Raw genomic sequence first — 21,384 nt, forward strand, 5'->3', positions numbered from 1 at the left:
ATCTAAGAGGAACCCATTTACTCTAAAATAATTGAGGAAAATAATAATGGATAATAGTGATAAGTTTTTTTCTAACGATATATGTCCTAAAACTGCTTTATATGGACAATTTTATGGGAATGATCAATACGCAGGCCGTGAACACGAAAGAAAAATATACTACGGCAGAAAATTCCCTAAAACTAAAAAAGGTTATTATTTTAAAAAGCTAATGAATTTTTAATCATAAAAAATAATTATATTAAATAATATATATTTTCGAAGTGTTTATAAGATGGGTAGTCTTATATAAGGTTATCCATCTTGGATGACTTTATATATTTATCTGTGGATATTAAATTTATATAAATATAATAATTTAAAAGGTATAGTCCGTTTAGACTATACCTTTAGTGTTATTTTATCGAGCAATTAATGCAAATACCCCCCAGCCTAAGTATTCTCGTGTAAAACTAACATGACGTTTAGGGGCTATAGTCAATTCTGTTCGAATTTCTTGAGCAAAATCATCGGCACTATTTTTGTCAAGCCAACGGCGCATAGTCATCCATTTAGCAGCTTCATATCTATCCCAACCCTCTTGATCTGCCAGTACCATTTCGACTAGATCGTATCCTTGATTGTCGAAAGAGATAACAAGCTCAGATAAAGTTAAAAAATCTGATATGGATGAAGCACCACAAGCTTGTGCTATCTCTTGTGTTGTTGGAATTTGCCGCCAATATGGTTCTCCGATAAGAATAAGCCCACCTGTTTTAATACTTTTTGCTAGTAGCTCGATAGTTTCAATTACACCACCAGCAATCCAAGTTGCTCCTATGCATGCTGCTATATCACATTTTTTATCACTAATATAATCTGAGGCATCATGATGGATAAAATGCACTCGATGGCTGACGCCTAACTCTTCTGCTCTAGATTTTGCTTGTAAAGTAAACAGCGGGCTTATATCGATGCCAATACCTGTAATATTGTAATCGTGAGCCCAAGTACATAGCATTTCACCAGAGCCACTTCCGAGATCAAGAATTTGCCAGTTTTCTTTCATTCGTAATACTCGACCTAAGGTGGCATATTTCTCTGGTGTGAAAGGGTTATGAATACGATGCTCACTTTCGCTAATAGTGAAAATACGAGGAATATCCATTTTAATTTCCTTTAATTGTTATAAAAGAGAGTGTGGACATTATTAAACCTAGTAATATTATTGATATAATATTACTATCTAACTGATTTAATTTGCTTTTTAATTTTTTTAGAAAGGTAAGCTTATATGTTAGGACATCTAGATTTTGGCAATAATCTTTAATAAGAGTGATACAACTAGCTATAGCGCCAATAAACGTAAATTGGGTAGAAATAAGTAAAGAATAGTATTTTTGATGTGATGGATCCATACTAGAAAACCTGTTTAATCATCATATGCAATATAAGCAAACACATTGTGGTGCTTGCATGAGAATACAGCGCATTGAAACCAGCTATTCGCCCTAAAAGGTCGAAATAGTGGTTATTAGATGATTACATTTTCCAGCATCAAAGCCTCAGGTAGGAATTAAAGGTTGTTTACACTAGGACATTTTCATCGATTTTTTAGATTTGTAAATGCGTAAGTCTGTAAAGTGTGAGCCGGATGATAGTTTTATTTTGGTTGAGCCATCTATTTACAATATATCAAAGTAAAAGATAGTGAACAGGGGGAGCCTCGGACTTTGGCCGACGCTTATCTTGCAGACCAAACTATTTCATGCGGTGTTTTATCAGGTGTATCGCAAAACCTTGTCCTCAGTGAAGAGAGTAGTGCAGAAGCTATGTTTAATAAGAATACAAAATAACTGGTTATAAAAACAGTACTTGCTTGTGTTGTGTCCGTGATTATCTTATTATTTCTAAATCGTGGGTGACTTATTACTTACCATACTAAATTTTATCAATACCTAGGGTATACAGGTATTAAACTTATTATTTTGATAATGTGTATCTATATAGGAGGATGAGTGAAAGGCAAAAGAGTTGTTATTGTTCATGGCTATACTGCATCTCCCAAGGATAATTGGTTTCCATGGTTGAAAGAAGAGCTTGGATCATTAGGATATGATGTCAGTATACCTATGATGCCTGAGCCTAATCATCCTAACCCTAATGAGTGGCAACAAAAACTTGCCGATGAAAACATAATACTTGATAAAGATACTATTCTTGTTGGGCATAGTCTGGGATGTATAACTTTATTACGTTTTCTTTCTGAACAGGCTTGTGAAGATATAACAATAGGCGGGTATATTTTAGTCGCTGGTTTTAATAGTGAACAAAAAACTTTACCTGAGTTGAACTCTCATATTTATAATAACCTGAATTATAGTAAGTTAATTAAAATATCGGATAAAAGGGTGTCATTAATATCATCCAATGATTGGATTGTGAGTCCTGATTCATCCAAAAAATTAGCTAGTCAATTACAAACTCAAATTGTTATTGAAGAAGATGCGGGACATTTTCTTGATAAAGAAGGCTATATTAAATTGCCAGTCATGCTTGATATTTTTAAATATATGCTGAATCAATATAAGCTATAAATACAATATCAGAATATTCGTCAATTGGTTTTTATCAGTCATTTAAATAAAAGAAAGAAAAGTCGCCTTTACCTTTATAAAAGGCGACTGTTTACTCAGCGTGTGGTGTTATTTAATGGCTTTTCTGTGAAACTAAAAACCCAATCCCTGCACTAGCTAATAAACTTGAGCACATACGATTGAACACTTTTTTAGCATGTGGTTTTTTTAGCAACTTTTTCATGTGTAAGCCTAACCAAGCGTAGAGCATTATTGCAATAAACTCGAGTAACAAGAATAAAGAACCAAGTATTAGAAACTGGGAACTAGCCGGTAATTGTGGGCTAACGAATTGCGGAAGAAAGGCCGTAAAGATAAGTATTGCCTTTGGATTTCCTGCTGCAATAAAAAACTCTTGCCTTGCTAATTTGACAATAGAGTTATTCTTCTTATTTGAATCAAATTTGAATTCATCAGTTGGGGCTTTCCATAATTGATATGCGAGCCACAAAAGATAAGCAACCCCAGCAAATTTAATTACACTGAAAATGAACTCAGATGTTTGCAATACAACAGCTAGCCCAAATGAAGCTAGAACAATCATAATCACGAATGCGAGTAATCTACCGAGACCTCCTGCACATGAACGAGCAAACCCATAGTAGGCTGCATTATTGATTGAAAGCAGGTTGTTTGGCCCTGGTGCAAGGTTTAAAGCAAAACAGGCTGGGATAAAAAGAAGTAATGTAGAAAGTTCCATATAATTCCATTTGTATTTTTTAATGTATGTTTGCAAGGTTTCTCATTCTATAAGCTATATTAATGAATTGTAGAATAATTACAGCATAAGAATAGGGCGAAAATTGGAACTTAAACAAGGTAAATCTGATGTGGGTTTTACACCAGTTTTACACCAGTATTACACCAAGAAAATTCCAGACATAAAAAAACCAACCGTAAGTGGTTGGTTTTCTTAAATAAAAATGGTCGGCATGATAGGATTTGAACCTACGACCCCTGACACCCCATGACAGTGCGCTACCAGGCTGCGCTACATGCCGATTGTGCTTAGTATATTACTATTTTTTACTGCTAAAGCAACCCTTTAGATACTTAACTGCTGTATTTTTATTCATTATAGTGACGTCAGTTGTTATTAACTTTTTACTTATAGTCTTTTTTTAATACTAACGCTCAATAAATCGTTTTTGCTCAGCAAGTACTTGCAATAATAGGCGTAAATCAGGTTTGGCGGATTGGATCTCTTTGCCTGATTTATCAAATAAAGCATATCTGCCATGTTTATCTATCATTAACGTATTATCTTGTAAAAAGACCACTAGAGTTTCATTATCACCAGTAAAAATCCAAGGGTGATTACGCGTATTAGCAAATAGATCTTCGCCTTGAGAATAGTTATCTGCAGGGCTAATAACACCTAATACATGTTGCATTAGCGTTGTCATTATATCTTGGTGGCTGGTTAGTTTATCTAGTTTTTGTGGTGTAACATTAGGCCAATGTATTACCAGCGGAACCTGCGATTGACTTAAGTTAAAAGTGTCTTTGTTAACAAGCCATTGGCTATCTTGTTTATCATTGTTCTGATGATAATTTGACGTTACGACTACAACGGTATTATCAAGTATGTTACTTTCTTTTAAAGTAGTAAAAATGGTCTCTAATTGACTATTTAACTGTGCTTGAGAAGCTGATGTATGCTTATCACCGTTGATTTGTAAGAAAGAGAACCAAGGTGTGCTTTGTTTATTTTTTAACAACCATGAACGCCAACTATTAATCGTTGTGTCGTTATCCTCACTACGTGAAGTAGGTAGTGAGTAATCAGCCAGCACCGCTTGTGTAAATAATGGCGATTTAAATCCGTTAGTTGAAAATAGTGCTAATTGATAGTGACGATAATTTAAAGCATCAAAGAGCGCTGAGTTTTTGCGGCTACTTAACACACTATCTAAATAAGACGGTGAAATGCCATAAAATAATCCAAACAGCGCCGTTTCGTTATTTATGCCTGCTGAATAGTGCTGAGAGAAAGAGAGGTTATTATCAGCAAATTGTTGCAAGCTCGGTAGTTTGGCAACGTCTTCATTACCTAATCCATCAACCACAATCATAAGTAAGTTATATGAGCTTTCATCTTTAGAATAATCAAGAGGTGCAAGCGGGTAGGTGATACTTTGTGCCGCAGGATTACCCTCGCTCATTAAGCGCTGTTCATACTCAGATTGATTAATAAAACCATGCCGTTCAAGGAATTTACGTGCAGTCATTGGATAAGACAGTGGTAAGTTTGCACGTTGCATAGTAATAGGGCGATAAAAATTAGCATCTGCCCAAATAGACATAGAGTGGGATAAAATAAAGCAACTAATAAATACACAGGCTAATGGTTTTCCCCATCGCTGGTGGTTTAAGCTGCGCAGCTTTTGCCAACTCCATGTAGCAAATAGCATTTCGATAAGAAAGATAATGGGGATACCAATAAAAATAAGTTGCCATTCTCGCGCCATTTCACCTTCATCTGGATTGATAACCAAATCCCAAACCAACTGGGTCAAATGAAGTTGAAATTGCTGGTAAACAGCTATATCAAAAATAAGTAATGTCAATCCTGCGCTAGCTAAGGCGCAGGATATCACCCTAAGTAATCGTTGCGAAACTACCACAAAGGTCAACGGAAAAAGAATAAGGATATAAATGGCAAACACGATAAAACTAAAATGGCCCATCCAACTGACAATAGCGTAAAGACGACCTGCAAAGGTACTTGGCCAATCAGCAATAAACAGGTAACGGCTCCCAAGCAAAAGACTTAGAATAATATTAAACAGCGCAAACCAGTGACCCCAACTGATCATTTGGGATACTTTTTCACGATAGGACTGATTTCTCGTTACCATGTCTATAAATATTTCTGTGTTTATTAGTGAATATTGCCTTCATCAATTGAAGCACGTAAAGCGTGAACAAAAGAGTCTGCAATCAGCATTCGTTGAGCAGGGGCAATACTTGTATTGATTAAGTTTGTCACCATGTTCCCCAACACCATCAAAGAAAGATCTGTAGGAGTATGATGTTTTTCAAGAACGCTGACAAGTTCTGCAAGTAATTGCTCAACTTGTTCATCACTATAACGGGATTTTTGTGGCATAAAATCTGAATTCCTACTAAATGGATAAAACGCTATATGTTACCGCAAGGCGTGTTATTTTTCTGCTATTAAATTAATTATTTTGCGGTTATACCCCTTGATAGTAAAAGTAGGGGATGTTTGAATACGCGCACAAAAAGAATCGGGATAAAGGAGGGCGCCCATGAGTCTAGATATTAACCAGTTAGTCTTGCACCAACTTATTAAGCGTGATGAGCAGACATTAGAAGTGGTACTACGTGATTCACTCTTAGACATTGAGCCGGTTGTTCAAGAGATGGTCGAAGAGTTACATCGTGTTTATAGTGCAAAAAGTAAAGCCTATGGTTTATTTAATGAAGAGAGCGAATTAGCTCAAGCATTACGTTTACAACGTCAAGGTGAAGAAGAATTTTTAGGTTTTTCTCGTGCAGCGACGGTTAGACTTAAAGATGAGTTAGCGAAATACCCTTTTGCTGAAGGGGGAACGGTTCTTTTTTGTCATTATCGTTATCTCGCGGTGGAATATTTATTAATCGCTGTATTGAATAGCTGTAATAGCATGTGGGTCAATGACAGTCTTGATGTATCTTCAACACGCTATTTAGATATTCCTCATGCAGATATTATCGCTCGTATTGATTTAACTGAATGGGAAACTTCACCCGATTCTTTACGTTATTTAACCTTCTTAAAAGGGCGTGTAGGACGCAAAGTTTCAGATTTCTTTATGGACTTTTTAGGGGCGCAAGAAGGTTTAAATACTAAAGTACAAAATAAAGGCTTATTACAAGCGGTTGATGACTTTTGTGAAGCATCAGACATGAATAAACAAGAGCGCCAAACTTGTCGTGAACAAGTCTACAGCTATTGTAATGAGCAATTGCAATCGGGTGAAGAGATTGCATTAACTGAACTTGCACAAGAGTTACCGCCATTAGGTGATCAAAACTTTGCACAGTTTACAGAAGAAAAAGGGTATGAATTAGCGGAAACTTTTCCCGCAGATCGCAGTACATTACGCCAATTAATGAAGTATTCAGGAAGTGGTGGGGGGTTAACGGTTAATTTTGATGCGAAACTGTTGGGGGAAAGAATTTTTTGGGATCCCGCTACCGATACACTGACGATAAAAGGAACTCCACCTAATTTACGCGACCAGTTACAGCGTAGAGTCTCAGAAAAATAGGCAATAGATAGAAACAAATAACGCCACATTAAGTGGCGTTACATGCTCGGCGTCCCGAAAAATAAAGCTCGAAGGTTGGCTTATTAAGCGCGCAGGAAGTCAATATGAGTAATTTTTGGCTTATACTCGTGACGTTGCACTGCTTTAACTTTAACTTTAGTTGCTTTACCATCGATAACGAGGTTAACGAAATCAGCGTAGAACTCAGATTTGTGTTCTTGGTTGATAACTTCGTTGTGATCTAAATCGATAGCGATTGGCTCTTCATTTCCGCCATAAACGATAGCTGGAAAACGGTTAGCCACACGCAGGCGGCGGCTCGCACCCTTACCCTGCTCTTTACGTACTGTTGCATTAATAGTTAACATCTTTTTTCTCTTATGAAAAAGAAAATACATACTTGTTACAGGCGACCCAGCAACAAGCTCGAGATTTGGTTTATCTAAAAACAGATAAAGCGGGGCGCATTTTAACGAAAAAGCACTCTAACAGCAAATATAAATCGACTTTAATATAAGGTATCTGCTTTACGAAAGCGTCCATGATAGTCAAATAACTTATTACGAATTTGCCAAAAGCCATCTTTTTTATTTTTTTGTGCCACAATAAAATCAGGATAACGTAATAAATCAAACTGATTAATAATATCTTGAGCGTTATGCCATACAAAAGGAACGCCAGGGGCGCGCTGGTGTTCGCGTAAAAACTTGAGTTCAAATACTTTACGTTGGGCAGGCGTTTTTAAACGAAATCGTTCTGAAACAGAAGTACCTTCTTCATCATAATAGTTGATTTTAAGCCACTCACCTTTTTCATCTTGACCACTGAGTAATTGCATTCCTCCACAGCGAAGGATAAGGGCGCCTTTTAGCTTTAAAGCAGCTTTGAGCATATCATCAGGATCAACTAGGATTTCATTACAGTGCACACAACGCCGTGCGGCGATATCATTTTCTTCATTACAGTGTGGGCATAATTTAAAACGAAAGCGATAATCACACTGTTTTTTTTGTCCTTGCTCATCAAGCTCCCAACCTTGGCAACGTCGCCCATAGTGCTCAATAATATCGCCATCTGCATCAACTATGCCCCAGAAAGTGTTAGCGAATTGACAGAGAGGACAAAACACTTGTACCGGTTTGCTATTTGGATTGGGTTTTTTACTACCCACTTCAGGAAGATAAAGGTCGTGAGGGTTACCTGCATAATCTAAGATTAAACATTCTGTTTTTCCTGCAAATAACCTTAATCCTCGTCCTACTATTTGTTGATATAAACTGACGGACTCCGTTGGGCGTAAAATAGCAATTAAATCAACATGGGGCGCATCAAAGCCTGTGGTTAATACAGCAACATTAACCATATAACGTAGCTGTTGCTGTTTAAACTGTGAAATTAATGCGTCACGCTCAGAAGAGGGGGTCTCAGCACTGACTAACGCGGCTTGTCCTTGGGGTAATAATGTGAAGATTTCTGTCGCATGTTCGACTGTTGCCGCAAATATCATCACACCACGGCGTTGTTCACCGTATTCAATTATCTGTGACACAATATGGGGTGTAATACGCTGTTGTTTTTTTACTTCGCGATTGAGATCTTCTTGATTAAAAATACCATTTTGGCTAGTTCTAACTTGGCTAAAGTCATATTGCAAAATAGGCATATCTAAACGTGTTGGTGGGACTAAGAAATGGTGACTTATCATGTAGCGTAAAGGTAATTCATAAATACAGTCACGAAAAAAACAATTGTCATCTCCTTTTACCATACCGTGATAGTGATATTGGTAAATCCAACCAGTCGGTAAACGATAAGGAGTAGCCGTTAATCCTAAGATGCGTAGTTGGGGGTTAATGGTTTGAAGTTGTTTGATCACTTGTTGGTATTGGCTATCTTCAGACAGACTAATACGGTGACATTCATCAATAATTAATAGAGAAAAAGCATGCTCAAACTGCGATAAGTTACGTGCTACCGATTGTACACTGCCGAAAACAACCTTGCCTCGACTCTCTTTTTGCTGTAATCCGGCGGCATAAATATCCGCAGATAGACCATAGGCTTCATATTTGCTATGGTTCTGCTCTACTAATTCCTTTACATGTGCTAGAACCAATACCCGCCCACGTGCTCTTTTAGCAAGTTCGGCAATGACTAAGCTTTTTCCAGCACCGGTAGGTAATACAATAAGTGCTGGTGTTTTATGTTGGCGAAAATAAGTGATTGTCGCGTTAACCGCGTCAAGCTGATAAGGTCTAAGTGTAAAAGCCATAACCATACATCAAAAGCAAAACAGAGCACCAGCGTAGCACTTTTTAGCGATGAGTGCGAACAGAAAGACTGTAATTAAATACAGTGAAAGGCTAAATGATTTAAGGGTAAATTAATTAGTTGTTTTATTGTTAATATTCATTTTTAATAGATGCCTCATATCAGATGGTACTCTTCCATTTTTCAGAGAAATTCATGCGATTAGATAAATTTTTATCCCAGCAATTGGGGATTAGCCGTAATTTAGTAGCTCGTGAACTTAGAGCAGGGCTCGTGACTATAGATGGTGAAATGGTAAAAACAGGTGCGACTAAAATCACACCTGAACAAGAAGTTGCTTATGATGGCAATGTGTTGACACAAATTTTAGGCCCGCGTTATTTTATGTTGAACAAACCTATTGGTTATGTGTGTTCAACGGATGATCCTGTTAACCCCACCATTCTTTATTTTATTGATGAGCCACTAGCACATAAATTACATGCTGCGGGGCGTTTAGATATTGATACTACAGGGTTAGTGCTATTAACCGATAATGGTCAATGGTCTCATCGTATAACGGCACCTAAACATCACTGTGAAAAAACGTATGTCGTAACGTTGGAACAGCCTATTGCTACGGATGTCGCTGAGAAATTTAAAACAGGTGTCCAGTTAAATGGCGAAAAAGAATTGACTAAGCCTGCGACATTGGAAGTAATAACACCGACTGAGGTAAAACTGACCATTAGTGAAGGGAAGTACCATCAAGTTAAACGTATGTTTGCTGCGGTGGGTAATCATGTTGTCGCGTTACATCGAGAGCGTATCGGTGATATCACATTAGATGATGCTTTAGCGCCAGGAGAATACCGACCGCTAACAGAAGAAGAAATCAATAGCATTCATCTACCTAAATAATAATTATATTTTGTCGTTTTTTGGAGTTTAACTGCGTGCAAGAGCAACGTCCGTCGTACTTTAGCCTCATTTTAATATTGGGGCTTATTTCCATGCTTATGCCACTGGCTATCGATATGTACCTGCCAAGTTTACCTACTATAGCGCGGGATTTTGGCGTGCCTGGTGGTCAAGTTCAGATGACATTAAGTAGCTATATCTTTGGTTTTGCTATTGGGCAAATGGTCTATGGGCCGATGGCAGATAGTCTAGGGCGTAAACCGGTTATTCTAGGTGGTGTGATTGTTTTTGCATTAGCGTCGAGCGCTTGTGCATTATCTGACTCGATCGATATGCTAATTGGTATGCGTTTTCTACATGGATTTGCTGCTGCCGCTGCAAGTGTTGTCATTAATGCTTTAATGCGGGATATGTTTTCAAGAGATGAGTTCTCAAGAAGCATGTCATTTGTTGCATTAGTCATGACGATTGCTCCATTATTAGCGCCATTACTTGGTGCTTGGGTGATGAACTGGTTCTCATGGCATGCTATTTTTTGGAGTATCGCTATTGCGGCGATCATTGCTGCTGCATTAATTGCGCTCTATATACCGGAAACTTTGCCCAAACAGCATCGCCAACGTTTTAGCCTGCGAGTGACATTTAGTCAATTTATTAGCTTATTTAGAGCACGTCGAGTACTTTGCTATATCCTGGCATCGGGATTTTCTTTTGCAGGGATGTTTTCATTTTTAAGTGCAGGGCCTTTTGTTTATATCGAACTACATGGTATTCCATTCGACCAATTTGGCTTGTACTTTGGTTTTAATATTATTTTCTTGATTGTCATGACCAGTATCAATGGGCGCTATGTGCGCCGATTTGGTGCACTGAATATGTTACGTTTTGGGTTAACTGTGCAGTTTTTAATGGGCATATTCTTAATATTGGTGGTTGCCCTTAATTTACATTTTTACTTCCTTGTTGTGGGGGTGGCTATGTATGTTGGTGGAATAGCCATGATAACCTCAAATGCGATGGCCGTTATTCTTGAAGACTATCCACATATGGCGGGTACGGTATCTTCTTTAGCCGGTACTATCCGTTTTGGTGTGGGGGCTTTAGTTGGAACCGCTATTGCAATGTTACCCGCTAAAACTGAGTGGCCGATGGTGAGTTCGATGGCATTTTGTGTTATCTGTGCCATGAGTTTCTTGTTACTTGCTCGTCGTTATAAATAAGAATATCACGCTATAAATACACTATATTTATAGCGTTTTCCTTTCTATTTATCTTTAAAATGTCATTATCGCCACGTTTTTCACTAAATATTTCTCTAAATTCTTTCCCTTCAATGTAACTTATTTGATTTGTATCAACACTTAATGTTGTGTTTTTGTTAAATTAACTAGGGTTTATTTTAATAATCATCTATTATTGTTTTAGTAATATGAAATATCATGATAAAAATTGATAGATTGTTTTACTTAAATGCGTAAAATTTTATGCAATTATTTTATATAGTTGATAAAATGTTAAATAAATGAAAGAATAATTGAAAAGAGTAATCAGGGCTGATAGGAAGGTTGATAAAGGTTAAGCGAAATAAACAACTTAAAACACCTCTCTTTTTGTAAGATTATTGTAACGTTCATGCTTTATTTTTAACAATATTTTAATATGTGTGTGAGCAAGTCAGTTCAAACTCGTATTGATGATGTATTAAATTAACGTGTTGATGAAACAGGATTGATTTGTGGAAAATGTACAACTTTCGGTGGTTCATAAGCTGCCGCTGAGTTATCGGTGGCTAGCAGGCTTTACAGGAACAAGGGTAGAAATTCTACCTGAGAATGATGCTAGTAGACAAAATACCTTGATTGGCTTAAAACTGCTAAGTCATGATGGTATGACTTTAGATGAGGCAATACAGAACTTACAAAAGTATCTGAATAATCTCAATATTGAAAATGTGATTATTGAGTGGGATGGCGTACCTTGTTTATTTTTACATAGTGATGATGAGTGCGCAGCACTTTGTTGCTTAAAAAATGCTGGGGTTGCAATTGCTGAGCCATTTCCAACAGACTACTCTTATCTGTAGTTCTTTTTTGTTCTTAATGGGTATTTCTCTACGACATATGCACAATCTATTGCTATGTACTTAGATAAAAATACTCACTAACGATGGCTATATGGCTCTGTTATGCAAGAAAAAACAACATAAAAAAGCCCCATACTCAATAAGTATTGGGGCTTTTTTATTGCGATAAGATATAAGGGAAAATTTTATCTTAATGACGCTTGAGAATAGTTATCAGCAAGACTTGTTGTTGTATTATTATCAATGATCCGACGCGCTGTATAGAAACGGTTTTTCCAATAGACATTGGACATTTCAGAAACGATAACACCACTGCTGGTTGACGCGTGAACAAACTTATCATTACCGATATAAATACCAATATGGCGCATAGTGCGACCAGTCTTAAACAGTACTAAGTCACCCGCTTTTAAGGTTGAACGATTAACTTTGGTACCAGCAAATTGCTGATCGGAGGTTGAACGAGGTAATTCGACACCAAATTGATCACGAAAAGTTCTTTGGACAAAAGCGGAACAATCAATACCACTTTTTGTATTGCCACCTAATCGGTATGCAACACCTTTCCAGTCTGCATATTGGTCAAGTATCTTAGATTTTATATCGAGATTCTTCACCAATGATTCAAATTCATCTTGAGATGCTTGGGAAATAGATGTGCTTGAAGATTTATTAAGTGGGGCTGTTGTTGAATTAGCTAAGCGTGAAGACGCGTTTTGTGAACTACAGGCTGATAACGTAGCTACGACAATAAACGCCGGTATGAGCTTAAGCATTCTCATAAACGGTTTATTTCTCATTGTGACAGATTTCCCTTACATCCTTATGTGCCAGATGAGCACATGAATATTCACCAAATAACCAGAGAATATAGTGTAATTTAACTCTGGCAACCCTATTTCGCGAAAAACGTGCTCTAAAGCACGTAAATATCCACATTAAACAATAAATAATGTGGAAACGTAAAAAGTTTACATAAAGAAAAGTCAAATGGCGAGAGGAAAGAGGCTTAATTTACAAAACATTAGATAATAAAGAACACATACTAAAAATGATTATCTTTTTGTTATAAAACTATCCTTTTACAGATAAAAAATAAGCGCTCAGTAGGGCGCTTATTTTTACTTTTACTTATTTTTTATACTTAATTAGCTAAATGCTTTTTTGCCTTTAAAAGGGAGATGTTCATCTAGCCAATGAATGATGATATCGGATGCAGGGGTTATTAATAACCAGCTTGTTGTGACTAAAGTGAGCGAGATAGAACCAACTAAGATATCAGAAGCCCAATGTGCGCCAGCCATAACACGAGGTAATGAAAAAATTACCGTAATTAAAAGAGCGCATAAAAAAGAGCGAAATGAAAGATAACGTAATATAAAGCTACAAAAGATCAGTAGCATCAAACCATGATCGCCAGGAAAGCTATCACCTGATGCATCTTTAGTCGGTATTCCTGTCACTACACCTACACGGTGCACATCGTGAAAATGAAGTGTTGGGCTAGGTCTTTCGATAGGAATATTTTGTCCAATCTGATTAATTACGATTGCACTTAGCACCATGACTATTCCCACAATAATGAGATGGCGTTTGCCCTGATAATCTTTCTGACGAAAGGTATGGTAATACAACCCTCCCATCGCCAGCAGAATAATCACATCGAATGCTCGATTATTGACATAAGCCACAAACATAGCAAAAGAAGAGTCTGGCAATAGTTGCCGATTAAAAAAATAAAAGATATGTGTATCTATTGAAAGCCAAAAGCCATGTTGTGCGGGAAGATACCAAGATAAAAAAAGAGTCAATCCAACCAAATTTAACAGCAAGATAAGAGACAATTTTTGTTTAACAGTAGAAAGTTTCATAAGGATAATTAAAAAATTCGTTGATTAATTGTGATCTAAATCACAAATACTCTAAGTTTATGGCAGGGACTATAGCCAAAATAAAAAAAAATATCTTTGCAATTAATTGCTAAGGTAAATGTTATCTTTTTGTTTCAGGCTTGTTATCTTCTCTTATCTTGATATAAGTCAAATATAGAATATTTTTTATTGATAGTCTTAATTTGAGTATTTTATAATTTCTTTCTAAACTTTAATCAAAGATAAAAGTTAAATAAATAAAGTTACTAGCCGATATTAGTTATTAGTTTAATAGCATATTGGCTCGTGGACATTCTGTACTTAAATAAATGAGAGGAGGTTTATTTTGAAAAAGATACCGATAGTTTTAGCATGTCTAGGTCTATTATTAACGGCACCTAGTTTAGCACGTGAAAGTAAAGTGTTAGGCTCAACAACAATTACTTTTGTTGGTGCTATTGTCGAAGGAGGATGTTATGCATCATCAGAAGAAAATACTGTTAAAACAAGTTGTTGGAATGGTAAGGAGATGAAAGACTTCCAATATAAACTAGATGCTAATCAGCAATTTAACTCGCAATTAATTAATAATAAAGGTTTTATGGATATCGAATGGATTAACGATCATCTAGCAGTAATGAATATTGTTTATAATTAGTTAATTAATACTAATAATAAAATAAATTGTGTTAATTAAATAGAAAGTTGATGTTTAAATAATTAGGTTATTAAAGTTATGAATATTTGACTTAAGCTTAAATCAACGTTGATTTTTTATTTATAAATAAAAACCACTCATATTTGATAGACATCAAACATTCTTATTGTGTCTATATGAATGTCATATTTTATTGCTATGATAAAAGTATGTCGAGTAGGCGTGATCCTCATACCTACTGCGCAAACAAGAAGTGAGGTCGTTATGAAAAAATATCTGACCATTTTATGCAGTCTTCTCGTTTCCAGTTCGATATCATTTGCTTGGGCGTCAACAGCACAGCAAACTACAGGACAGATTTATGTACGAGGGGCGATTGTTGATCCAGCTTGTGAAATTAATTTCACACTCGATCAAGCTGAGTACCAATGTTACAAAAATAACAAAGTCTTTACATCAACCCAGTCTATTTTCCCTACCTCTTTTGAACAATCATCATCAATTATACTGCCTCAAAATATGGGGAAAGCTGAAATCCGTTGGATGGATGGCGCTGAAAAAAATGGATTGATTAATGTGCAATATTTTTAATTGTGTATTGACAGGGAATGATTAGGTAAACAAGTCAAATAATCGTTGTCACAGTGGGTTTCTTACGATTATCTGACCTATTTAGCATCACATCAGTAAAATGTTACTTTGTGAGGGAGGTTTTTGGCGGTTAATTAATCAGCACGCCCCATATAGCGACGTTCAGCAATATGAATACGGATTTTATCCCCTGTAGAAAGATATTCAGGGACTTGAATGACTAATCCAGTAGGTAAAGTCGCAGGCTTAGTACGAGCACTCGCTGATGCGCCTTTAATGCCCGGTACTGTTTCGATAATTTCCATATCAACAGTTTGCGGTAACTCTAAAGCTAAAACTTGTCCATCCATAGTTAAGACCTGCATTCCAGCTAAGCCTTCTTCTGGAATAAACAGCAGCTCTTCTTCAATCTGATCTTTTTTGAAGGTGTAAGGTGTATAATCTTCATTGTCCATAAAGACATATTCATCACCATCGATATACGAGAAACTGACTGCACGGCGTGTTAAGTTGATAGTATCGAGGATATCATCCCCTTTAAAACGTTCTTCTACTTTTTGGCCTGTACGAATATCAGTAAAGCGCATTTTATACAAAGTACTTGCACCGCGAGCACTTGGCGCTTGGATGTCGATATCTTTTACCAATAATAATTTATTGTTATAACTGATAGCCATACCGCGCTTAATTTCATTAGCTTTTGCCATAGGTAACCTTCTATAAATAGCATTGACGATAATGGCGACAAAATTACTCGTAGTACTGAAACTTGGCAAGTATTTCGCAATATTTTTTTGGCAGAAGAAGGTTCAAGCCAGCATATTGCTGGCTTGACGGAAGATCAGCGGTAAATAGGTAGGAGATTAAAGTTTGCTAATATGTGTGCAATCGCATTAATTGCACCAAATAAGATCACAAAGATAATCATAAAGGTGCCACCAGGTGCTTTAAAGCTTTGTTGCTGATGACGTTGACGACTGGCTTTTGCCATTAATGCTGGAATTATCGCCGCCCAAATTGTGGCTGCAAGTCCTGCAAAGCCAATAGCATACAAGAAGCCATCAGGAAAAATAATCGCTAAAATGGTGGGTGGTACAAAAGTTACGATGGCCGATTTTAAACGTCCTGTCCCAGTATTTGAGAATTTAAAGAAATCAGCTAAATAATCAAATAACCCTAAAGATACGCCTAAAAATGAACTCGCTAATGCCATATATGAGAACAAGTCTAATAAGAATGAAACGGAAGTATTTGCTGTATTGATACGCATTTGTGCCAGTAAGTTACCAATATTTCCGCCTTCAGCAATGACTTGTTTAAAGCCTTCACGAGGAATATTACCTTGTACAACAAACTGCCATAAAATATAGATAGCCAGCGAAATCAAGGTACCAATTAATAGACTTTTCATCACGGCTTTACCGTCTTTACGGTAGTAGGTGACTAATCCAGGAATATTGCCGTGATAACCAAAGGAGGTTAATAAATAAGGTAATGCGGCTAGTGCATAAGGTAAATAACTGGCATGGCTTTCTGTTGTATTAAATAATACTGGCATTTTCACTTCGGTAAATAATCCACCGATAGCAAATACAAAAGCCACAATCATACCGCCAATTAATATGGTACTTAAGCGATCAACGGCTCGGGTTGATAACCAAACGAAGAAAGCAACAACAAGGGCAAATACTAAGCCTGCAACGGCTTGTGGCAAGCTAACCACATTAGCAAAATTTTGCACAATGATGGAGCTACCTGCAGAAATATAGGCATAAGTTAAAATATAGAGAACAAAAGCAATAGAAAGACCATTAATGGTACTCCATCCCTTACCTAATAAATCTTTGGTAATAGTATGAAAGCTTGATCCTAGGGGGTAGTGAAGATTAACTTCTAAGATCATTAAGCCAGACATAAATAGGCAAAACCAAGTATAAATGAGTAAAAAGATAGAGCCGGTAAACCACACACCGGAAGTCACAATAGGGATGGAGAACATACCGGCGCCTACCGCCGTACCGGCAATAATCATCGCACCACCGAGTATAGATGGGCGTTTAGCAATGGATGTGACTTCTGACATAACATGTCCTTATAAAAAATGACTCAATGTACTAGCTTGATAGTGTAAAGAATACACGCTTGATCTGAGGGTGTAAATAGAGCACTTCCTTGTTTATTAAATAAAAAAATGAATAAAAATAGTACAATAAGTTTTTATCTATATATAAATCAATGGATTAAATTATTTGTGCTCAAAAATAAGCCAAATAGAGTCAAGGAAATTAAACAGAAAAAAGATCACGTTGAATAATAACTAAGTAGGGGAAAACATTATTCTGAATAAAGAATATTCAGAATAATGATGAAGAGTGTTAATTAAGGTTGATAGAAACGTTTACTTTTCCATAAAGCAATAGAATTACGGCTCGCTTCAAAATGAGGTTCAGGTAAATCATCAGGTGAGCACCAGCGTAGTTCAGAACATTTATCTGGCTCCATTAACTTAGGCTCGCCACCTTGATATTGCGCAATCATACAGATAGATACGGTATGTTTACCTTCTAATTGATAAGTTTGTAGATTGTTGCTGATCCCAATCACTTCAGGAGTAGGGATGGTAATGCCAATCTCTTCTTCAATTTCACGAATAGCACATTGCTCAAAGGTTTCCCCCGGATCGACATGGCCACCAAAAATTGACCAATAAGGGGCGTGTTTACCACAGCGTTTACCTAATAATACTTCACCTTTTTCATTGACGATGATCACTCCAACACCAACGACTACAGACATGAGAGACTCCAAAATAGCATACGGATAAAAAAATAGAGGCTTGCGATTTTAGTACATCAAATCGCAAGTAAAAAAGAAATAAGGTTATTGAGTTTGTTGTGATTTTAACCAAGCTATTTCTTCTGGCCAAATATCAGGATTAATTGTTTCTAAGATAAGTGGGATCCCATCAAAACGGATATCTTGCATAATATAAGTAAAGGGTACTTTGCCAATATTGCCTTGCCCTAAACTATGATGGCGATCGACACGACTAGCCAATTCGCTTTTAGCATCATTTAAGTGCATGGCTTTTAAATATTGAAAGCCGACAATATTATCAAATTCAGCAAAGATCTTTTCGCAGTCTTCAACAGTACGTAGATCATAACCTGCAGCAAAAGTGTGACAAGTATCAATACAAACGCCCACTCGAGATTTATCTTCTACACCATCGATAATGGCGGCGAGATGTTCAAAACGATAGCCTAAGTTAGTGCCTTGTCCAGCGGTATTTTCAATCACTGCGGTCACATTTTGGGTTTTATCTAAGGTGATATTAATTGATTCAGCGATGCGTTGCAGACATTTATCAACATCGATTTTTTTTAAATGGCTACCTGGGTGAAAATTAAGTAATTCAATGCCTAATTGCTCACAGCGTTGCATCTCATCGAGAAAAGCGGCTCTTGATTTTTCAAGGGCTTCTTCTTCTGGATGCCCTAAATTAATCAGATAGCTGTCGTGTGGTAAAATTTGTGCTGGACCATAGCCATAGATTTCACAATTTTTTTTAAATTTATCAATCGATTCAGTTGATAACGGGGCTGCTTTCCATTGGCGCTGATTTTTAGTAAAAAGAGCAAATGCCGTTGCTTTGATCTCATGAGCTCGTAATACAGCCTGATCAACACCACCTGCAGCACTGACATGTGCGCCAACAAATTTCATCATAGTTCTCCTCTAATCTTATTTCACACTACGATAACAAATCGTGGGCTTATTGACATCTGAATATGAGGAAATATAAAAAAGCGCAACTTAAACTAGAATAAGTTGCGCAATACGGAGGTACATACTCAAGGATAGATTAAACAATCACATCAACACAGATTGGATAAAGATATTAATAGCAGCACCACCTAACGTTAGCCAGAAAAAGAGAAATAAAGCTAGCAGTAGTGGTTTTACACCCGCTTGACGTATCGCACTAATATGCGTTGTTAAACCTAGTGCTACCATCGCCATTGCCAATAAAATAGTATCAATAGTAACGATATAGCTCACAATAGCGGCAGGAATTAAATTAAATGAATTAAAACCAGCCATTAAGATAAAGAACACAGCAAACCAAGGAATAGTTATCGGACTTTTTTCTGTTGTCGCACCTACTGTTTTACGGCCCTTTTTACTAATATAAGTAGAAAGGATAATTAAGAAAGGTGCCAGCATCATCACGCGGATCATTTTACTAATTACGGCTGCATTTTCTGCATCTGGACTAATTGAATGACCCACCGCAACAACTTGAGCGACTTCATGTATGGTTGAACCAGCGAAGATACCAAAAGTTTCTTCACTAAAAGGTAACCAACCCGCAAAAGCGTTAAGATGGAAAAACCATGGGTAGAGGAAAATACCGATAGTTCCAAAAATTACGACAGTGGATACAGCCACCGCAACTTGGCTCGCCTGAGCTTTGACAACAGGCTCTGTTGCCATGACCGCAGCCGCACCACAAATACTACTACCCGCACCAATTAACATGACGGTTTGATCATCAAGACCAAAATATTTTTTCCCCACCCACATTGCAATGAGAAACGTTGAGGTCAACATAATAGCGTCAATAATTAATCCTGTTGCACCTACATCTGCAATTTGCTGAAAAGTGAGTCTAAATCCGTATAGGATGATCCCCGCACGTAGTAAATAGTGTTTAGCAAACTTAACGCCTTCATCACTATAAGGTTTAGCGATGGGATAAACCGTATTACCCGCAATAATGCCAAATAAGATAGCCAGTGTAAGAGCACCTAACCCCATACTGGAAAACCATGGAATATCACCTACGTAAATAGCGAGGGCGGTTAATATACCTGTTAGCAGCAAGCCGGGGAGCCAGCGATAAACAGGAATAAAACATTTTTTAGCCAATGTGGTTGTTTGACTTTGCTCTGACATAGAAAAACCTTGCTTATGTAAATTTTGCATAAGCATATAACAGATACTATTATTTATTAAATTCATTATTTTTATAATAATAACCACTAAAACTAATATAGGTATATTTTCACAATTGTTCTTGGTATGTTATTGGTTTGTGGATAGTATGTTATTACTATGACAGCTAAAAGGTGGGATGGACATGCGTATTACATTGCGACAACTGGAAGTATTTACTGAAGTACTTAAAAGTGGTTCTACAACACAGGCTTTACAACAGTTGGCATTATCTCAATCCGCTGTGAGTGCTTCTTTAACTGATCTAGAAAATCAGTTAGGAGTACAACTTTTCGATAGAGTGGGGAAGCGCTTAGTGACTAATGAACACGGGCGATTATTATATCCAAGGGCACTCTCTTTACTTGAGCGTGCTACTGAAGTAGAGCAGTTATTTCAAGCCGGAAATGGTGCTTTACGTATTGCTGCAAGCACCACTATTGGTAATTATATTTTGCCACAAATGTTGGGTAATTTTCATCGTAACTACCCCGATATTCCACTTGAAATGAGTATTGGCAATACGGAAGAAGTCGTCAAATCAGTCAGTGAATTCCGTGTTGATTTAGGCCTTATTGAAGGGGCTTGCCAAAGCTCTGAATTGATCAGCCAAAAATGGCTACTGGATGAAATGGTCATATTTTGTTCTCCTGAACATCCTTTAGCTAAGGCGAAAACAGTGACATTAGCCGATCTTCAATCCGCGCCGTGGATCCTACGTGAAAACGGTTCTGGGACGCGAGATGTACTCAATCATCTGCTGTTTGCTTCATTACCCGGATATCGAATCGAAATGGAATTAGGTAATTCAGAAGCGATAAAACATGCTGTAATGTATGAAATGGGGATTAGTTGTTTATCTCGCCGAGTGATCCAAGATCAAATAGAGAGTGGCTCTTTAAAAGAGATAAAGGTCGAAGGTCTAAAATTACAACGTACTTTATATTTGGTCTATCATCGCCAAAAACATGTCTCTGATGCCCTCAAAAAATTACTTTCATATTGTAATGCTGAACATTTAATCGACAACGCTTGATAAGTTACTAATAATTGAAGCCCGATTATGAAGGTATCTTATAATCCTAGATCCTTGCTATTCACCACAGCCAGATTTGTT

22 protein-coding genes, 1 tRNA gene and 1 pseudogene are annotated in these 21,384 nt (G+C 37.0%); 10 read left to right on the forward strand and 14 right to left on the reverse strand.

What is annotated here, in order from left to right:
• Positions 1 to 46 precede the first annotated feature (46 nt).
• Positions 47 to 223 carry a hypothetical protein gene (locus ACYUCW_RS08000; RefSeq protein WP_004247793.1) on the forward strand — a complete coding sequence of 59 codons (177 nt, stop codon included), beginning with the start codon at positions 47 to 49 and terminating at the stop codon, positions 221 to 223.
• 177 nt (positions 224 to 400) lie between these two features.
• Here ACYUCW_RS08000 and ACYUCW_RS08005 read toward each other — a convergent pair.
• Positions 401 to 1,147, reverse strand: a pseudogene (locus ACYUCW_RS08005) (SAM-dependent methyltransferase); the annotation flags it as partial.
• A gap of 565 nt (positions 1,148 to 1,712) precedes the next feature.
• On the opposite strand from ACYUCW_RS08005, the gene ACYUCW_RS08010 reads away from it, so the two are divergent.
• Together ACYUCW_RS08010 and ACYUCW_RS08015 are read left to right on the forward strand one after the other, a co-directional pair.
• Entirely contained in the window at positions 1,713 to 1,835 is a 123-nt protein-coding gene (locus tag ACYUCW_RS08010) for a hypothetical protein (RefSeq protein WP_020945455.1), read from the forward strand.
• Positions 1,836 to 1,997: 162 nt separating this feature from the next.
• The gene (locus ACYUCW_RS08015; protein ID WP_012367750.1) at positions 1,998 to 2,576 is read left to right on the forward strand and encodes an RBBP9/YdeN family alpha/beta hydrolase; all 579 of its coding nucleotides are present in this window, start codon (positions 1,998 to 2,000) and stop codon (positions 2,574 to 2,576) included.
• Between the two features lie 112 nt (positions 2,577 to 2,688).
• On the opposite strand, the gene ACYUCW_RS08020 is transcribed toward ACYUCW_RS08015, so the two are convergent.
• The 4 genes from ACYUCW_RS08020 to ACYUCW_RS08035 form a co-directional block, all read right to left on the reverse strand.
• Positions 2,689 to 3,315, reverse strand: a complete 627-nt coding sequence (locus tag ACYUCW_RS08020; protein ID WP_460408350.1) for a LysE family translocator — start codon at positions 3,313 to 3,315, stop codon at positions 2,689 to 2,691.
• A 224-nt stretch (positions 3,316 to 3,539) separates the two neighbouring features.
• Positions 3,540 to 3,616 (reverse strand) — tRNA-Pro (locus ACYUCW_RS08025).
• Positions 3,617 to 3,742: 126 nt separating this feature from the next.
• Positions 3,743 to 5,476 (reverse strand): LPS biosynthesis-modulating metalloenzyme YejM, encoded by a 1,734-nt coding sequence (gene yejM, locus ACYUCW_RS08030; protein ID WP_460408351.1) that lies wholly within the window; start codon positions 5,474 to 5,476, stop codon positions 3,743 to 3,745.
• A gap of 23 nt (positions 5,477 to 5,499) precedes the next feature.
• Positions 5,500 to 5,727, reverse strand: a complete 228-nt coding sequence (locus ACYUCW_RS08035; protein WP_004247042.1) for a YejL family protein — start codon at positions 5,725 to 5,727, stop codon at positions 5,500 to 5,502.
• A gap of 163 nt (positions 5,728 to 5,890) precedes the next feature.
• Here ACYUCW_RS08035 and yejK point away from each other — a divergent pair, with 163 nt between their 5' ends.
• Positions 5,891 to 6,895: a nucleoid-associated protein YejK gene (gene yejK / locus ACYUCW_RS08040; protein WP_004247043.1), complete on the forward strand. Its 1,005-nt coding sequence runs from the start codon at positions 5,891 to 5,893 to the stop codon at positions 6,893 to 6,895.
• Positions 6,896 to 6,978: 83 nt separating this feature from the next.
• Here yejK and rplY read toward each other — a convergent pair whose 3' ends face one another.
• Positions 6,979 to 7,263, reverse strand: coding sequence for a 50S ribosomal protein L25 (gene rplY / locus ACYUCW_RS08045; RefSeq protein ID WP_004247799.1), 285 nt, complete (start codon positions 7,261 to 7,263; stop codon positions 6,979 to 6,981).
• A 140-nt stretch (positions 7,264 to 7,403) separates the two neighbouring features.
• Positions 7,404 to 9,167, reverse strand: coding sequence for a DEAD/DEAH box helicase (locus tag ACYUCW_RS08050; RefSeq protein WP_004251887.1), 1,764 nt, complete (start codon positions 9,165 to 9,167; stop codon positions 7,404 to 7,406).
• 194 nt (positions 9,168 to 9,361) lie between these two features.
• Between ACYUCW_RS08050 and rsuA the strand changes: the two genes are divergently transcribed.
• The 3 genes from rsuA (at position 9,362) to ACYUCW_RS08065 (ending at position 12,149) form a co-directional block, all read left to right on the forward strand.
• Positions 9,362 to 10,066 carry a 16S rRNA pseudouridine(516) synthase RsuA gene (gene rsuA / locus ACYUCW_RS08055; protein ID WP_004247801.1) on the forward strand — a complete coding sequence of 235 codons (705 nt, stop codon included), beginning with the start codon at positions 9,362 to 9,364 and terminating at the stop codon, positions 10,064 to 10,066.
• Between the two features lie 35 nt (positions 10,067 to 10,101).
• Positions 10,102 to 11,286 carry a Bcr/CflA family multidrug efflux MFS transporter gene (locus ACYUCW_RS08060; protein WP_004247802.1) on the forward strand — a complete coding sequence of 395 codons (1,185 nt, stop codon included), beginning with the start codon at positions 10,102 to 10,104 and terminating at the stop codon, positions 11,284 to 11,286.
• A gap of 515 nt (positions 11,287 to 11,801) precedes the next feature.
• Positions 11,802 to 12,149 carry a YejG family protein gene (locus ACYUCW_RS08065; protein ID WP_004247049.1) on the forward strand — a complete coding sequence of 116 codons (348 nt, stop codon included), beginning with the start codon at positions 11,802 to 11,804 and terminating at the stop codon, positions 12,147 to 12,149.
• A 185-nt stretch (positions 12,150 to 12,334) separates the two neighbouring features.
• Here ACYUCW_RS08065 and mepS read toward each other — a convergent pair whose 3' ends face one another.
• On the reverse strand, positions 12,335 to 12,949 hold the full coding sequence (mepS, locus tag ACYUCW_RS08070; RefSeq protein ID WP_004247050.1) for a bifunctional murein DD-endopeptidase/murein LD-carboxypeptidase: 615 nt from the start codon (positions 12,947 to 12,949) through the stop codon (positions 12,335 to 12,337).
• Between the two features lie 348 nt (positions 12,950 to 13,297).
• Positions 13,298 to 14,020 (reverse strand): phosphatase PAP2 family protein, encoded by a 723-nt coding sequence (locus tag ACYUCW_RS08075; RefSeq protein ID WP_004247803.1) that lies wholly within the window; start codon positions 14,018 to 14,020, stop codon positions 13,298 to 13,300.
• Positions 14,021 to 14,366: 346 nt separating this feature from the next.
• On the opposite strand from ACYUCW_RS08075, the gene ACYUCW_RS08080 reads away from it, so the two are divergent.
• Positions 14,367 to 14,678: a hypothetical protein gene (locus ACYUCW_RS08080; RefSeq protein WP_004247804.1), complete on the forward strand. Its 312-nt coding sequence runs from the start codon at positions 14,367 to 14,369 to the stop codon at positions 14,676 to 14,678.
• A gap of 264 nt (positions 14,679 to 14,942) precedes the next feature.
• Complete coding sequence (locus tag ACYUCW_RS08085) at positions 14,943 to 15,269, forward strand: hypothetical protein (RefSeq protein WP_004247806.1); 327 nt, start codon at positions 14,943 to 14,945, stop codon at positions 15,267 to 15,269.
• A 134-nt stretch (positions 15,270 to 15,403) separates the two neighbouring features.
• Here ACYUCW_RS08085 and yeiP read toward each other — a convergent pair whose 3' ends face one another.
• From yeiP to ACYUCW_RS08110, 5 genes are all read right to left on the reverse strand, one after another.
• Complete coding sequence (yeiP, locus tag ACYUCW_RS08090; protein WP_004247807.1) at positions 15,404 to 15,976, reverse strand: elongation factor P-like protein YeiP; 573 nt, start codon at positions 15,974 to 15,976, stop codon at positions 15,404 to 15,406.
• Between the two features lie 134 nt (positions 15,977 to 16,110).
• A complete protein-coding gene (gene mtr / locus ACYUCW_RS08095; RefSeq protein ID WP_004247056.1) occupies positions 16,111 to 17,352 on the reverse strand; it encodes a tryptophan permease in 1,242 nt (413 codons plus the stop codon).
• 296 nt (positions 17,353 to 17,648) lie between these two features.
• A complete protein-coding gene (locus tag ACYUCW_RS08100; RefSeq protein WP_004247058.1) occupies positions 17,649 to 18,065 on the reverse strand; it encodes a nucleotide triphosphate diphosphatase NUDT15 in 417 nt (138 codons plus the stop codon).
• Between the two features lie 84 nt (positions 18,066 to 18,149).
• On the reverse strand, positions 18,150 to 18,995 hold the full coding sequence (nfo, locus tag ACYUCW_RS08105; RefSeq protein ID WP_163748250.1) for a deoxyribonuclease IV: 846 nt from the start codon (positions 18,993 to 18,995) through the stop codon (positions 18,150 to 18,152).
• 147 nt (positions 18,996 to 19,142) lie between these two features.
• On the reverse strand, positions 19,143 to 20,228 hold the full coding sequence (locus ACYUCW_RS08110) for a YeiH family protein (protein ID WP_004247810.1): 1,086 nt from the start codon (positions 20,226 to 20,228) through the stop codon (positions 19,143 to 19,145).
• A gap of 184 nt (positions 20,229 to 20,412) precedes the next feature.
• Between ACYUCW_RS08110 and yieE the strand changes: the two genes are divergently transcribed.
• Positions 20,413 to 21,303: a DNA-binding transcriptional regulator YeiE gene (gene yieE / locus ACYUCW_RS08115; RefSeq protein WP_460408352.1), complete on the forward strand. Its 891-nt coding sequence runs from the start codon at positions 20,413 to 20,415 to the stop codon at positions 21,301 to 21,303.
• Positions 21,304 to 21,384 lie beyond the last annotated feature (81 nt).

Source organism: Proteus sp. MB838, from assembly GCF_054767435.1.

Excerpts from the sequence above, each read along its gene's own strand:
- rplY (WP_004247799.1), bottom strand. The coding sequence starts at position 7,263 with ATGTTAACTATTAATGCAACAGTACGTAAAGAGCAGGGTAAGGGTGCG.
- ACYUCW_RS08050 (WP_004251887.1), bottom strand. The coding sequence starts at position 9,167 with ATGGCTTTTACACTTAGACCTTATCAGCTTGACGCGGTTAACGCGACA.
- ACYUCW_RS08075 (WP_004247803.1), bottom strand. The coding sequence starts at position 14,020 with ATGAAACTTTCTACTGTTAAACAAAAATTGTCTCTTATCTTGCTGTTA.
- ACYUCW_RS08100 (WP_004247058.1), bottom strand. The coding sequence starts at position 18,065 with ATGTCTGTAGTCGTTGGTGTTGGAGTGATCATCGTCAATGAAAAAGGT.
- ACYUCW_RS08000 (WP_004247793.1), top strand. The coding sequence starts at position 47 with ATGGATAATAGTGATAAGTTTTTTTCTAACGATATATGTCCTAAAACT.
- ACYUCW_RS08085 (WP_004247806.1), top strand. The coding sequence starts at position 14,943 with ATGAAAAAATATCTGACCATTTTATGCAGTCTTCTCGTTTCCAGTTCG.
- mtr (WP_004247056.1), bottom strand. The coding sequence starts at position 17,352 with ATGTCAGAAGTCACATCCATTGCTAAACGCCCATCTATACTCGGTGGT.
- rsuA (WP_004247801.1), top strand. The coding sequence starts at position 9,362 with ATGCGATTAGATAAATTTTTATCCCAGCAATTGGGGATTAGCCGTAAT.
- ACYUCW_RS08035 (WP_004247042.1), bottom strand. The coding sequence starts at position 5,727 with ATGCCACAAAAATCCCGTTATAGTGATGAACAAGTTGAGCAATTACTT.
- yejK (WP_004247043.1), top strand. The coding sequence starts at position 5,891 with ATGAGTCTAGATATTAACCAGTTAGTCTTGCACCAACTTATTAAGCGT.
- ACYUCW_RS08020 (WP_460408350.1), bottom strand. The coding sequence starts at position 3,315 with ATGGAACTTTCTACATTACTTCTTTTTATCCCAGCCTGTTTTGCTTTA.
- yieE (WP_460408352.1), top strand. The coding sequence starts at position 20,413 with ATGCGTATTACATTGCGACAACTGGAAGTATTTACTGAAGTACTTAAA.
- yeiP (WP_004247807.1), bottom strand. The coding sequence starts at position 15,976 with ATGGCAAAAGCTAATGAAATTAAGCGCGGTATGGCTATCAGTTATAAC.
- nfo (WP_163748250.1), bottom strand. The coding sequence starts at position 18,995 with ATGAAATTTGTTGGCGCACATGTCAGTGCTGCAGGTGGTGTTGATCAG.
- yejM (WP_460408351.1), bottom strand. The coding sequence starts at position 5,476 with ATGGTAACGAGAAATCAGTCCTATCGTGAAAAAGTATCCCAAATGATC.
- mepS (WP_004247050.1), bottom strand. The coding sequence starts at position 12,949 with ATGAGAAATAAACCGTTTATGAGAATGCTTAAGCTCATACCGGCGTTT.
- ACYUCW_RS08110 (WP_004247810.1), bottom strand. The coding sequence starts at position 20,228 with ATGTCAGAGCAAAGTCAAACAACCACATTGGCTAAAAAATGTTTTATT.